The 14,835-nt window shown below is 47.8% G+C and carries 10 protein-coding genes and 1 pseudogene; 9 read left to right on the top strand and 2 right to left on the bottom strand.

Annotation, left to right across the window (positions count from 1 at the left end):
- Positions 1–54: 54 nt before the first annotated feature.
- From LGZ99_RS08340 to LGZ99_RS08330, 3 genes are read left to right on the top strand one after another with little or no spacing between them, the layout of a single operon-like run.
- On the top strand, positions 55–576 hold the full coding sequence (locus LGZ99_RS08340; protein ID WP_023045837.1) for a DUF5625 family protein: 522 nt from the start codon (positions 55–57) through the stop codon (positions 574–576).
- Between the two features lie 48 nt (positions 577–624).
- Positions 625–1,146 carry a DUF5625 family protein gene (locus LGZ99_RS08335; RefSeq protein WP_023045838.1) on the top strand — a complete coding sequence of 174 codons (522 nt, stop codon included), beginning with the start codon at positions 625–627 and terminating at the stop codon, positions 1,144–1,146.
- Positions 1,147–1,194: 48 nt separating this feature from the next.
- Complete coding sequence (locus tag LGZ99_RS08330; protein ID WP_262979018.1) at positions 1,195–7,500, top strand: SPM autocatalytic domain-containing protein; 6,306 nt, start codon at positions 1,195–1,197, stop codon at positions 7,498–7,500.
- Positions 7,501–7,572: 72 nt separating this feature from the next.
- On the opposite strand, the pseudogene LGZ99_RS08325 reads toward LGZ99_RS08330, so the two are convergent.
- Positions 7,573–7,671: pseudogene (locus tag LGZ99_RS08325) on the bottom strand (hypothetical protein); the annotation flags it as partial.
- Between the two features lie 241 nt (positions 7,672–7,912).
- On the opposite strand from LGZ99_RS08325, the gene LGZ99_RS08320 reads away from it, so the two are divergent.
- Entirely contained in the window at positions 7,913–8,122 is a 210-nt protein-coding gene (locus LGZ99_RS08320) for a YbfA family protein (RefSeq protein WP_021325062.1), read from the top strand.
- Between the two features lie 174 nt (positions 8,123–8,296).
- Positions 8,297–9,040, top strand: a complete 744-nt coding sequence (locus tag LGZ99_RS08315) for a type 2 GTP cyclohydrolase I (protein WP_036838570.1) — start codon at positions 8,297–8,299, stop codon at positions 9,038–9,040.
- A 361-nt stretch (positions 9,041–9,401) separates the two neighbouring features.
- On the opposite strand, the gene LGZ99_RS08310 is transcribed toward LGZ99_RS08315, so the two are convergent.
- Positions 9,402–10,688, bottom strand: a complete 1,287-nt coding sequence (locus LGZ99_RS08310) for a citrate synthase (RefSeq protein ID WP_023045841.1) — start codon at positions 10,686–10,688, stop codon at positions 9,402–9,404.
- A gap of 867 nt (positions 10,689–11,555) precedes the next feature.
- On the opposite strand from LGZ99_RS08310, the gene sdhC reads away from it, so the two are divergent.
- From sdhC to LGZ99_RS08290, 4 genes are read left to right on the top strand one after another with little or no spacing between them, the layout of a single operon-like run.
- Positions 11,556–11,945 (top strand): succinate dehydrogenase cytochrome b556 subunit, encoded by a 390-nt coding sequence (gene sdhC / locus LGZ99_RS08305; protein ID WP_036838571.1) that lies wholly within the window; start codon positions 11,556–11,558, stop codon positions 11,943–11,945.
- Entirely contained in the window at positions 11,939–12,286 is a 348-nt protein-coding gene (sdhD, locus tag LGZ99_RS08300) for a succinate dehydrogenase membrane anchor subunit (RefSeq protein WP_023045843.1), read from the top strand. The genes sdhC and sdhD overlap by 7 nt, the downstream gene beginning before the upstream one ends.
- Positions 12,287–14,053: a succinate dehydrogenase flavoprotein subunit gene (gene sdhA / locus LGZ99_RS08295; RefSeq protein WP_262979017.1), complete on the top strand. Its 1,767-nt coding sequence runs from the start codon at positions 12,287–12,289 to the stop codon at positions 14,051–14,053. It begins immediately after the preceding gene.
- Positions 14,054–14,089: 36 nt separating this feature from the next.
- Positions 14,090–14,806: a succinate dehydrogenase iron-sulfur subunit gene (locus tag LGZ99_RS08290; RefSeq protein WP_021325058.1), complete on the top strand. Its 717-nt coding sequence runs from the start codon at positions 14,090–14,092 to the stop codon at positions 14,804–14,806.
- Positions 14,807–14,835: the final 29 nt, after the last annotated feature.

Raw genomic sequence — 14,835 nt, 5'->3', positions numbered from 1 at the left:
ATTTAAAATGATATCAGTATAAACAAAGGAAATATAAAAATTTGGAGTGACGTGATGAAAATATTACAGGTACACGAAAGGTTTAAAAATTGGCGAAATATTATTGTTTTTATGAGTTGCATTTTATTAATGGCATGTTCTGAGCCCATTAATATATACAGACCGATTGATGTGTCGCATTCTGACCAGTCAGTCAAAATTGATTTTGAAATCAGTAAGAAGGGAGATTATCAGTTTGCCCTGCTGTTTGCTAGAGGGCATGGTCATGATGAAATGAACAGGCGAGATGAGTTATTTGGGAGTATTCATGATGACGGGGTGACAACTCCCGTTTCTCTTCATCTGGTTAGAAACGGCCAGGTTTTTTTTGACGAAAAAATAAAGGCAGGGGGATACGATGGGGGGCACTCCTTTGATTACGAAGAAAGAACGGTAACTACGGCGGTGCGCGATATTAAAACACTTTCGTTACCCCCCGGACGTTACTCTGCGGTAATTACCACTCTAGAGGATGTACCTGCTTTTAATGGCATTCAGAGTTTTGTAGAACTCACGTATTTTAATCCGAAGATTTAAAATGGTATCAGTATAAACAAAGAAAATATCAAAGTTTGGAGTGACGTGATGAAAATATTACGGGTACAAGAAAGGTTTAAAAACTGGCGAAACATGATTATTTTCATGAGTTGCACCTTATTAATGGCTTGCTCTAAGCCCATTGATATATACAAACCGATTGACGTGTCGCATTCTGGTCAATCCGTCAAGATTGATTTTGAAATCAGTAAGAAAGGGAATTATCAGTTTGCCCTGCTGTTTGATAAAGGGGATGACTATGAAGAAATGAAAAAGCGGCTTGAGTTGTTCGGGGATATTGATAAGGACGGGATAATAACCCCTGTTTCACTTCAGATAGTTAAAGATGGCAAGGTCTTTTTTGATGAGAAAATAAACGCTGGGGGATATGGCTGGGGACGTACCTTCGATTATGAAGAAAGGAGTATAACCACGGCGGTGCGAGAAATTAAAACATTTTCATTATCCCCCGGACGTTACTCTGCTGTCATTACCACTTTGGAGGATGTCCCCGCCTTTAATGGAATCGAGAGTTTTGTCGAATTCACTTATTACAATCCGAAAATTTAACTTCTGTAGAAAAACGAAGAGAAATAACAAATAGAGGAAATAACAAGTATGGAAAAAAAATATACCGTAACCTATAAAATTGCTCCAATGGGGGCTAAGTATGTTTATCAGGCCGATAAGGGTGATCACAAAGCGGGAGACGTACATTCTTCATCTGGTGGTCATATGTGGTATGTAATAAATGACGTGAACGGAAATGAAAAGAGTTATGGTTTCGAGTCAGTGCATGATAAACCATGGGGCGAAGGGCGAGTAACGCGGTTTGATAATGCCGCCTACCAACAGACCTCTCATGAAGTTACCGTAGCTTTGACGGAAGTTCAGTATAACAAGTTAGTCGAATTTTCGGAAAATCCAAAGAAAATAGGTGGATTTAGGGATAAAGAATACAGTCTGCACTCCAATAGTTGCGTAGATTTCGTGTTTTTCTCATTAACATCCATTGGATACAATACGCATGGTATGCAAGGAAATCAGTTTCCCGTAAATAACATTATTCCTTTGAGTAATATGTTAAAATATAATGGAGCTGAAATTATTCGTAACAATCTGGTTCGTGATGGTAAGTATTATGAGTATCATGAGGCAAGAGATGTTATTAAAACTTTATACCTGACCCCGGATGAGAGTAAGCGAGTCCCTATACCATCGACAAACTTGATTAACATTGATATCAAATCTTCCCCACAACCGCAGAAACATATTCAGGGCGAAAATAAAGCTCAGCAGGATGTCGCCAACGGTTATATCCAAAATGCCGCGACACACAAAATATCTGCCCTTGGGGATATTCTCAATAAAACAGACTTCACTTCAACCCAAATGGCTGGCCTTGCCACCGGTGGTATTCGTCCCGGTGAAATGCAGCTTGACCCCAATGTCAAACCCAACAGCTATCTGTCGGAGTTCTACAAGCCTTTCTACCAACCCGGGGACACTAGCAAGCTGGACTTCGGCTTACGTAACGCCGTAACGTTGAACGGCTTATCGGCGATGACGACGTTCAACACCTATGTTGATCCATTGTTATTGGATTTGAGCGGCAATGGCGTGCACATGACTGACATCCGTGACGGAGTGCTATTCGACATGGACAACAGTGGTACGCTCAAACGCAGTGGCTGGGCGGATCGCAATACCGGAATACTGGTGATCGACGATGGTAGCGGTCAGATAAAAAATGCCAGCCAGATGTTTTCCGAATACTACGGTGGTAAGGCCGGAATAAACGGTGCTGCTGGCGAGAAAAAATTCAAGGATGGTTTCGGTGCTTTAGCCAGTGAAGATGCCAATAAGGATGGAGTGATTGATGAACGTGATCCGATCTGGAGCCAGTTGCGGGTCTGGGTTGATGGTACACACGATGCAAAAGTTGATGCGGGCGAACTCAAAACACTGGCGGAATTGGGTATTACTCAGATAAACGTTCGGGCTTCGAACAAAACAGAAGTCCGTGATGGGAATAAGGTCGTTGCCAGTGGGTCGTTTACTATCAATGGGAAAACTCAGGAAGTGCTGGCCGTCGACTTTCTCGGTGACCCCGTCAGCAATACCTTGAGTACTGAGGGTGCTGGCACACGCGTGACCTCCACTCACAACGATATCACAACCACGGCTTACGCCAGCCAGAGTGAAACAGATGAAACCCTAGATGCGGAGCAACTGGGGGTGAGCAATCTGTATGGTGGCAGCGGCAATGATACGTTGATTGCGGCAAAAACCGGCAGTTGGCTGGTTGGGGGCGCAGGGAGCAATACCTATGTTGGCGGTGCCGGTGATGACGTTTTTGTCATCAGCGCTTCTGATGATACGAAAAACATTCACGGCAATGGCGGTCACGATACGGCGATCATTGTCGGCAAAAAAGGTGTGGAGCTGGACATGGCTCAAGCCGGTTTAACTATGGCTCAAGGCGGGAGCGGCAGTGATGTCATTAAAAGCGGAGGAGCCAACGGTATCTTTATCAAAGGAGGCTCCGGCGATTCGACTCTGGTTGGGGGAATGGGTAACGACGTTCTGGTCGGCGGCAGCGGACACAATACCATCATTGGTGGCACTGGTAAGTCGGTTATCTATGCCGGTCCTCAGGGTGACACAATTTACGCCTCCAAAGGCGGCAGTATCATTCACGCTGGTGGCGGGGACGATAAGATTTTTGGCGGTGTAGGTGACGACGTGATCGAAGTAGGTCACGGCAATGCAACGATTGATGGGGACGGCGGGATCAACATCGTCAGCCTGCACGGTAACCACGGCGATTATCGAATCACCCGCACCGACAGTGGGTATGTAGTGGCCGATAAGGTTGCCGGGCGTGACGGCACAGTAACGCTGAAAAATATCCAAAAACTCAATTTTTCGGATATTTCGGCGGTTGATTTACAAATACCCAATGCTATGCCTGTCGAGGATGTCCTCACTCACGACAAGGACGGCAAGGTTTTTGATCGTGCTCAGCCTCATCTGATTTCCGCAGAAAGTCTGTTGGCTAACGATCAACACCTTAACAGTCAGGGTTCACTGCGCATTGCCAATGTTGGGGATGCGATAGGCGGTACGGTCAAACTCACAGACCAAGGCGATGTCTTGTTTACGCCGGATGCAGATTACACAGGTGTAATTAGCTTTAAATATGGTGTAACTGACGCAACTGGTAATCCGTCAGCATCGGTAGTTGATCTGAGCAGTGGGGAAACAGCGCCGATGCGCGCCGTTGCTACATTACTGACGCCGGAAGTCCCGCTCGATCCATTGGCTGCTCAGCAATGGTATCTGAGCGATGCCAACATTCTGCCGGTCTGGAAAGACTACACCGGCAAGGGCGTGCGCATTGGTCAGTTCGAGCCAGGCGGCCAGTTCGCTACCGCGCCTGAAATCTTTGATATCAATCACCCTGACCTTGCGGCGAATGTCGATAAAGCCTGGTTGCAGACTCAACAAACCAATGGCACTTTGCCGAATGTGGTCTCCAACCACGCGACAATGGTGGCGGGGGTGATGGTCGCGGCGAAGAATAATACAGGTGGCGTAGGGGTTGCCTATGATGCGACGTTGGGCGGCTATTATCTGGCTAATAGCGGTGCCGATCTTGCGGGGCTGGGGCATATGGTCAGTTTTGACGTTGCCAACAATAGCTGGGGATTTACCAACGATTTCGCACTCAGCAGTTTTCAGGACGGCTCTATAGATACTGCCGCGTCGCTGAGCATGAATGCGCAGTACGCGGCGGCTAATGGTCGTGGCGGATTGGGTACCGTCATCGTGGCGGCGGGCGGCAACCATCGTGCAGAAGGCGGCAATGCCCAAGGGTCGCTGACTAATAACAACCGCTTTTCGGTGGAAGTTGGTGCGATCAACGCACAGGGCGATTTGTCGACTTTGCAGATTGGCTCCTCACCGTTCTCCAACCCGGGAGCCAGCCTGCTGGTTTCAGCGCCGGGCAGTAATGTCGTGTCGACTAGCCATATGCTGAAAACCGAACGTGGCTCAACTTTCGGCAATGACTACACCAGCATGCAAGGCACCAGCTTTGCCGCTCCGATAGTTTCCGGTGTTGTTGTGCTGATGCTTGAGGCCAACCCGAACCTGGGCTATCGGGATGTGCAGCAGATCCTTGCTCTATCCGCTCGCAAGATCAACGACCCATCTACTGAATGGAGCGATAATAACAGCCACAGCTGGAATGGCGGCGGTATGCATACCAGCAACGATTACGGTTTTGGTCAAGTCGATGCGCGAGCCGCTGTTCGCTTGGCCGAGTCTTGGATGACCCAAAGCACCGCGGCCAACGAGTACGTCTATAACGCATCTAGCGGCCCTCTGGGGAAAACCTTGGCAGCGGGTGAGACGCTGACGTCGTCCATCGCCATGAATGCTGGTCTGAATGTCGAGCATGTCGAGATCGATTTTAACGCTCAGGTTGGCCGTCTTGGCGATCTGACGCTCAAACTGATCTCTCCCGATGGCACTCAGAGCGTATTGCTCAATCGTCAGGGCAAGGTTCCAGACGGTATGCCGGGCGCGAGTGCGACCGATCTGGGTAGCAGCCAGTCGGGGACGTTCAAGTACAGCTTTATGTCGACCCATGATTTTGGTGAACGCTCGGCTGGCAATTGGACTCTACAGGTGACCGATGCGAATTCCGGCTTGCCGGTCACATTAAATGCTTGGTCGCTACGTTTGTACGGCAGCAAGAGCACCTCGGATGACACTTACTTTTACACCGACGAATATATTCAGTCAGTGGTCGGGCAAGTCAACCGCGCGGTGCTGGATGACGCGGTCAATGGCGTGGCGGGTGGGCGTAATACCCTCAATGCGGCGGCTGTTTCGCGGGATACCTCAGTCAACTTGCAGACCGGTGTTGCCAGCATTGGCGGCACAGCGTTGACGATAAAGAATCCGTCGAGCATTCAGAACATCGTCACCGGCGATGGCAACGATACGCTGGTCGCTGGTAATGCCGATGCATTGCTTGATGGCGGGCGTGGAAACAACGCATTGGCAGGCGGTGCGGGTAAGGACTTCTTTGTGGTCCACCGCCGTGAGGCGGGCAGCGATATCATCAGCAACTTCGAGGCGGCTCGTGGCGAAATCATCGATCTGGTAGGATTTGGTGGAAAAACGTTTGCCGATCTGCTGCTGACTCAGCAGGGGGAGGATGTTAAGGTTGATCTGGGTAAAGATCAGAGCGTTGTCCTAAAAAATCAGACACTCGCCGGGATCGGTGCGGCGAACTTCAAGTTCCAGGATACCTTTATCGCCCCGATGGCTTACACGAGTAGTGACGCCTCAACGCTCCAGCCACAAGAAGGCTTGGGAACCGTGATCCTTAAGGGCGGCGGTAAGGGTGTTATGCTCACTAGCGATGCTCAGGGTCAGATGAAATTTAGCCTGAATGGGACGATCTATAGTCATGACAGTGCGGCGTCAGACGTTTTTGTGGTGGCAGCCCAACTGGGTGTCAAGGACTACAAGAATGCATTACGTGGGTTCCGTCACAGCATTGATAAAATTGATTTGCGTCAAACCGGAGTCACTGATTTCAGCCAACTAACAATTGCTAAGAGTAATCGAGGCACGATCAACGGCCTGTCACAAATTCATGGCGTTGAAGTGATCTTTAATGGGGCCAGCGGTACTGATTCAAACGTGAAGTTGCTGTATCTCGATACCCTGGATATTTCGCAGGTCGATGCGGCCGACTTCCTTTTTGCGGAGCCTACGCCGGATTTGGTCCCAACGGTCGGGCCAGTGGTGACGCAATCTCCTGATAAACCGACGATTACTGTACCGGGCTCATTGACACCAATTGTCGACCCCCTTGGCGTTGACAAGCTTTCGCCACTTTCCCCTATCAACCTGAAGCCGATTAGTATTCCCCTTATTGACCTGGAGCCGGTTAGTACTCGCCTTCTTGACAGGAAGCCGCTTATTGACCGGGAGCTGATTAGTATTCCCCGTGTTGACTTGGAGCCGATTAGCATTCCTTCTGTTAAGCTGCGACCAATTAGCATTCCTCCTCTTGAACTACACCCAACGTTCACCGCTCCGAAAATTGAGCCAGCAGTGGAACCTACACCGGTGACCACTGATCCCAATTCCATTACGGTCCAAAAAACCTTTGGCAAGGTTACTTTGGGGGACGAGAGCAAGACTATCAATGTGAAAGCTATAGGTGGAGAAGTGGTTGCCGGCAACGGTGACAATAAGGTAAATGTGACGGGACGGATGTCCGATATCACGCTAGGTAATGGTAACAACGTCATTGTCGGCAATATCGACAAACTAACAGTCGGACATGGCAACAACACCATTAAAGAGTCGGGAACCTTCACGCAAATGAAAGTAGGGGATGGTAATAACAATATCGTGACCAGCGGTGAGATGTCGACGGTAGAAGTCGGGAATGGTAATAACGATATCGTGGCTAGCGGTCGTATGCCGAAGGTGAAAGTAGGGGATGGTAGTAACAATATCGTGGTCAGCGGTAATATGCCGACGGTAGAAATCGGGCATGGGGTCAACGACTTGGAATTTAGCGGTGAGATGGGGCGGTTGGTGTTCGGAAAGGACATCAGCCCTGATCGTCTGTGGTTCCAGCATGAAGGACAGGATCTGCAAATTTCGGTCATTGGCAGTAAGCAGGAGGTAACACTGCATAATTGGTATGCCAGTCCCTCCGAACGACCAGGTGACATCATGGCCGGTGACGGTCATCGGTTGATGGACAGTGATGTCGAACACCTTGTCCAAGCCATGGCTGCATTCGCGCCGCCAGCGCCTGCGACCGCAACGTTCGGCGATGTCGAGCAACAGCGGCTGCAACCTGTGCTGGCTGCCAACTGGCACTGATCGGTAACAAGACCCGCGATGGTTATCGCGGGTTTTCATAACCACAAAGTTACTTTTTCGACAAAGTCACTCTTTGATCCAGTCGGCCAGTTTGCCTAACTGATGTTCCAGCTGTTGTATAAAAGCTCTGGCGCACTGAATCAGTAACGTACGTAGCTTTTTGTTATCCCGTTATTAATTCCATTCCCATTAATTGTTAATCAAGTGTTATTGTTTGATTATAATATTACATTTTTATCATATTTAATGTAATAAAATTACATAATATGGAAAATAAAGTGATGATAACTGCTTAAAAGTGGTCGGATAAGTAGTAAATTTTCATTTTGTACGGTAAAATTTTAAACAATTTACAGATGGATTATTTTTGGGGTTCTGCTGCCCGGCAGGATCTTTTTTAGGAGGGTCTAATATGTCTGCATATCGTAAATATCCTCGGCACCAGATTCTGTTACGTCGTATTGGTGCTGTAACTGTAGGTGTGTTGGCGCTACCAGTGATGTTGTTTCGTTGTGATCGTGCTCGTTTTTACAGTTATTTGTACCGTGTATGGGTAAAAACCAGCGATAAGCCTGTATGGTTAGAGCAATCCGAGCTGGTTGCTCAAGTCAGAAATAACTGATGTTTGGCGGGGAATCTGGTTTCCCGCTGTTGATAATATAGTTAAACGCCTTGCCTGTTTATTCTGGCAAGGCGTTTTGCTTTATCTGGAATCGGAAAAATCACAAAGCTCAATTGCTATGGCTGGTGCAGATGGGTATGTTACTCCCACACAACCAAATACAGGACGAATATGATGCATAATATTGAGCTGGAAAATGTGATTAACCAAGAGCTGAATGTTGGCGAGTTTCAGGATTATGCGCCCAATGGTTTACAAGTTGAAGGGCGTACTCATATTCAGCGGGTCGTTACCGGTGTCACAGCTTGTCAGGCATTATTGGATGAAGCGGTTCGCCATCAGGTTGATGCAATTATCGTTCATCATGGCTATTTTTGGAAAAATGAACCGGCGGTGATTCGTGGCATGAAACATCGTCGTCTGAAGACGTTGCTCTGCAATGACATTAATTTGTATGGCTACCATTTGCCGCTGGATGCCCATCCATCACTGGGAAATAATGCGCAACTAGCCCAGAAGATGGGGGCGAAAGTTGTCGGGCTGATTGAGCCATTCGTGCCGTATGGGGAGTTTGATCAGCCAATAACGCCGGTTGAGTTAGCTTCACGCATTGAGCAGGCGCTGGGTCGCAAGGCATTGCATGTGGGTGATCATGCACCCGCAGAGATTCGCACTCTTGCCTGGTGTACTGGCGGTGGGCAGGGCTTTATTCAACAGGCGGCTGAATTTGGTGTTGATGCGTTTATTACCGGTGAAGTTTCAGAGCAGACTGTTCATATCGCCCGTGAAATGGGACTGCATTTTTATGCGGCGGGTCATCATGCCACTGAGCGTTATGGTGTTAAGGCGTTGGGGGAGTGGTTGGCTGGTAACTATGGGTTGGATGTGACTTTTATTGATATCCCCAATCCAGCTTGATCAAGTTTTTCTAATACGGTAATAAACGAAGCCCACCAGAGTGGGCTTCAAAGCTTTTGACAAACTTTTCATATTTTCATAATTAACGTTGTTCTATCCGCTTTATAGAATTGTGAATTTTGATCCTGATGATCCGGCTACACACGCAAGCGGTGGCTACGTTTGATAATTTAGAGGGCAGGATAGCGTTTATCTGCTCTTGAAAAACGAGCATACACAAGGAAGATGGCGAGATCAATTTTTACGGTGATTTCAGTCGCGCTGGTATAACCTCAGTTTTCACTAGGTTATTTCCTCAATTAAATGAAAGCTCTAACTATCAAGTTAGAGCTTTGCCCTTAATCGTAATCGGATTTTATTATTATTTTTTCAACTGGCTTTGGAAATCACGTTGAGTGTAGCCGGTGTAGAGTTGACGAGGGCGGGCGATTTTCACACCGTCATCATGCATTTCGTTCCAGTGAGCTATCCAGCCGATGGTACGGGCAATGGCAAAAATAACAGTGAACATGGTGGATGGAATACCCATGGCTTTCAGGATAATGCCTGAGTAGAAATCCACGTTCGGATACAGTTTCTTCTCAATAAAATACGGGTCGTGCAGAGCAATACGTTCAAGCTCCATCGCAACTTCCAGTAGGCTGTCATTCAGGCCGAGTTCATCCAGCACTTCATGGCAGGTTTTACGCATGACTGTTGCGCGAGGGTCATAGTTTTTGTAAACACGATGACCAAATCCCATCAGGCGGAAAGCGTCGTTCTTATCTTTGGCGCGTTCAATAAATTCAGGAATATGTTCAACTGACTGAATTTCTTCCAGCATACGCAGACAAGCTTCGTTTGCGCCGCCATGCGCAGGCCCCCAAAGGGAAGCGATACCTGCGGCGATACAGGCAAATGGGTTAGCGCCGGAAGAACCTGCGGTACGTACTGTTGAGGTAGAAGCGTTCTGTTCGTGGTCGGCATGCAGGATCAGGATGCAATCCATAGCACGTTCCAGCACTGGGTTCACTTTATATTCTTCGCATGGTGTGGAGAACATCATATGCAGGAAATTGCCGGCATAGGAGAGGTCATTGCGGGGATAAACGAACGGTTGACCAATAGAATATTTGTAGCACATTGCAGCCACTGTCGGCATTTTGGACAGCAGACGGTATGCGGTAATGTCACGATGAAGCGGGTTGTTCACATCAAGGGCATCGTGATAGAAAGCCGCCAGAGCCCCGGTGACACCACACAGTACTGCCATTGGATGAGAATCACGGCGGAAGCCGTTGAACAGACGATGGATCTGTTCGTGGATCATGGTATGACGGGTAACGGTTTTTTTGAATTTATCAAATTGTTCTTGTGTTGGTGTTTCGCCATAAAGCAGGATGTAGCAAACTTCCAGATAAGTGGATTTTGTCGCCAACTGGTCGATAGGGAAACCACGGTGAAGCAATACGCCTTCATTACCATCAATGTAGGTGATCTTGGATTCGCAAGATGCTGTGGAAGTAAAACCAGGGTCGTAGGTATAAAAACCTTTGGAGCCAAGAGTACGAACGTCGATGACTTGAGACCCAAGGGTCGGTGTTAGCACGTCCAATTCAATAGCAACTGTACCATTTGGGGGGGTTAGAGTTGCTTTGTTATCTGCCATTACAGTCTCCTTAGCGCTTTCATTTTTATAACTCTTAACAACCACGGCAGAAAGATACAGTATAGGGTCTATCTCATCAGGCTATTTTATTGACCATTCTTGGTGGTCATAAACGGGCCTGGAGAGTGCTCTGACAAAAGCGATCACTTTTGAGCGTTTAGTATGGCCCGCCGCCGGTGAGCGATTTGTGAGTGAATCGCTTTTTACAGACTGCGTGCATATTCCGGTTTCTGCGCGCGAGCTATGCCCTCAATTTATTGACAAGAATGGCCTACGCCAATATGCCCAACGGAATAGGTTCTTATACTGTGCTCCCTGGCACTGTACCACCGGAAAAAATTTGAAATCAGGCCAATATCACATTTAAGGCTGAAATCTCACCCCGGACGACAATGGTTTTCAGATTGTTAGCGAGTTTTTGAGTGTTATGTTTTATGCATGACTACAAAAAAAATTATGATTTGTGTGGACTACACAGTTACATAACTTTAGCTTTTAGTGAAGTCTTTCCTTTTATCGGAAATCAATCTCAAAAGTATTTTCAACCATATATGTAAGATAAATGTTTAAAGTTTGTCAAACAAGATAATTAATTTTGTGCAATATGTTTGAATCGTGATCTTAATCACTGTTCAGTGGAAATGTAGCTAATCATATTGTGTTGGAATTGTAATAATAATGTGAAGCACATATACTGCCGCCAGGTCTCCGGATTACCCTGCTGTAGGAGCACCCAGCGTAACTAAACCACGACATTTTTTAACATGAAGGATCTCTCATCTTGATTAAATGTTGTGTCTTTGTATCCCCTTATCGCTGTCTGATTTCCGCCCAGGTCCGGAGGAAGGAAAATAATAAAAGAGCTGTGTGGGCAAAATTGTGAAAAAACAAAGACCTGTCAACCTTGATTTGCAGACGATACACTTTCCAATCTCTGCAATAGCCTCGATCTTGCACCGTGTCTCTGGCGTCATTACTTTCATAGCAGTAGGAATTCTCCTCTGGTTGTTAGGGATGTCTCTCTCCTCGCAAGAAGGGTTTCAGCAAGCCGCCGATATTATGACGGGATTTTTCGCTAAGTTTATCGTGTGGGGCATTCTGACCGCACTGGCTTACCATATCTGTGGTGGTATCCGTCATATGCTGATGGATTTCGGCTACTTGGAAGAAAACTTAGTGGTCGGTAGTCTCTCTGCCAAAGTGGCAATCGGGATTGCTGTGATTCTGTCGATTCTGGCTGGAGTACTGGTATGGTAAGTAACGCTTCTGCATTAGGTCGCACGGGTATCCATGATTGGTTATTATTGCGCGCGTCCGCAATCATTATTGTTTTATATGTTCTCTATATGTTGGGCTTCGTCGCGACAACGTCGGATATCACTTATGAAGTTTGGAGTGGTTTCTTCTCCTCACCCATCACTAAAGTCTTTACCGTGCTGGCACTGTTTTCCATCTTGGCTCACGCTTGGATTGGTATGTGGCAAGTACTGACTGACTATGTAAAGCCGCTGGCGCTGCGCTTGGTGTTGCAATTGGCGATTATCGTTGCACTGATGGCTTACTTGATTTACGGAACAATTGTGGTGTGGGGTGTATAGATGAAACTGCCGGTAAGAGAGTTTGACGCGGTCGTTATTGGCGCGGGTGGTGCGGGTATGCGCGCTGCGCTGCAAATTTCACAAATGGGATTATCCTGTGCTTTGATTTCCAAAGTATTCCCAACCCGTTCTCATACTGTATCCGCGCAGGGTGGCATCACCGTTGCGCTGGGCAACTCCCATGAAGATAACTGGGAGTGGCACATGTATGACACGGTAAAAGGTTCCGACTATATCGGTGACCAGGATGCGATTGAGTACATGTGTAAGACTGGCCCGGAAGCTATTTTAGAGCTGGAACACATGGGATTGCCATTTTCTCGTTTGGATGACGGCCGTGTTTATCAGCGTCCATTCGGTGGCCAGTCAAAAAACTTTGGTGGTGAACAGGCCGCCCGTACAGCCGCAGCGGCAGACCGTACCGGTCATGCATTGTTGCACACCCTGTATCAGCAGAACTTAAAGAATCACACCACTATTTTTTCTGAATGGTATTCGTTGGATCTGGTTAAAAACCAGGATGGCAGCATTGTGGGTTGTACGGCTATCTCGATTGAAACCGGTGAAGTTGTTTATTTCAAAGCGAAGGCGACAATTCTGGCAACCGGTGGCGCAGGCCGTATTTATCAATCGACAACTAATGCCCACATTAATACCGGTGACGGCGTCGGTATGGCACTGCGTGCCGGTGTACCTGTGCAGGATATGGAAATGTGGCAATTCCATCCGACCGGTATCGCGGGAGCTGGGGTTCTGGTAACCGAAGGCTGCCGTGGTGAAGGCGGTTATTTGCTGAATAAAGATGGCGAGCGCTTTATGGAGCGTTACGCGCCAAATGCCAAAGACCTGGCGGGTCGTGATGTGGTGGCCCGTTCCATCATGATAGAAATCCGCGAAGGCCGTGGTTGTGATGGTCCCTGGGGGCCTCATGCTAAACTGAAATTGGATCATTTGGGCAAAGAGGTGCTGGAATCCCGTCTGCCGGGCATTCTTGAGCTGTCTCGTACTTTTGCCCACGTTGATCCGGTAAAAGAGCCGATTCCGGTTATTCCAACCTGCCACTATATGATGGGCGGTATCCCAACGAAAGTGACCGGTCAGGCACTGGCTGTGAACGAGAAAGGCGAAGATGTGGTTATTCCGGGCCTGTTCGCTGTTGGTGAAATTGCCTGCGTATCGGTTCACGGCGCAAACCGTCTGGGGGGTAACTCTCTGCTTGATTTGGTGGTGTTTGGCCGTTCTGCCGGTTTACATCTGAAAGAGTCACTGATGGAGCAGGGTACCAGCCGCGAAGCTAGTGAATCTGATATTGAGCAATCATTGCAACGCCTGAACCGTTGGAACAGCACCCGTACTGGCGAAGATCCGGTGGAAATTCGTAAAGATTTGCAGGCGTGTATGCAGAATAACTTCTCGGTATTCCGTGAGGGTGATGCAATGGCGAAGGGCCTGGAAGAGCTGAAAGTTATCCGTGAACGGCTGAAAAGCGCGCGTTTGGATGATACTTCCTCAGAGTTCAACACCCAGAGAATTGAGTGTCTGGAGCTTGATAACCTGATGGAAACGGCGTTTTCTACGGCTGTTGCCGCTAACTTCCGTACTGAGAGTCGTGGTGCTCATAGCCGTTTCGACTATCCTGATCGTGATGATGCGAACTGGTTATGCCATACCCTCTATCTGCCGCAAACTGAGACCATGACGCGTCGTGATGTCAACATGCAGCCAAAACTGCGTGAAGCATTTCCGCCGAAAGCGCGTATTTACTAATGAGTTGCTGATGATCCAGTTGCGAAGGAATAGATTATGAAACTTGAATTTTCGATTTATCGTTACAATCCTGATGTTGACAGCGTGCCTCGTATGCAGGATTACACGCTGGAAGCAAAAGATGGGCGTGACATGATGTTGCTGGATGCGTTAATCCAGCTTAAAGAGCAGGATCCAACACTCTCTTTCCGTCGTTCTTGCCGTGAAGGGGTTTGTGGTTCTGACGGCCTCAACATGAATGGTAAAAATGGTCTAGCCTGTATTACACCGGTTTCGGCTTTACGGCGTGGCAGTAAGAAGATTGTGATCCGTCCTCTGCCAGGTTTGCCGGTTATCCGTGACCTGGTTGTGGATATGGGGCAATTCTATGCGCAATATGAGAAGATTCGCCCATATTTGCTGAATGACGGTAAAAATCCACCGGCGCGTGAGCATTTACAGTCACCTGCACAAAGGGAAAAACTGGATGGCTTGTACGAATGTATTCTGTGTGCATGTTGTTCAACTTCTTGTCCGTCATTCTGGTGGAATCCAGACAAGTTTATCGGACCTGCGGGTTTGCTGGCAGCATATCGCTTCCTGATCGACAGTCGAGATACTGAAACCGATTCACGGTTAGATAAGCTAAATGATGCTTTCAGTGTTTTCCGCTGCCATAGCATCATGAATTGTGTCAGTGTGTGCCCTAAAGGGTTGAATCCAACAAAAGCCATTGGTCATATTAAGTCTATGCTGTTAAAACATAGCGCGTAATTGGCCTGCCCTCCGCGCAGTTTTATCGG

The sequence above is a fragment of the Photorhabdus temperata genome (assembly GCF_025384845.1).
GTDB lineage: Bacteria > Pseudomonadota > Gammaproteobacteria > Enterobacterales > Enterobacteriaceae > Photorhabdus > Photorhabdus temperata.
Note: the sequence above shows the minus strand (reverse complement) of the source record. Positions and strands in the feature narration are given on the sequence as shown.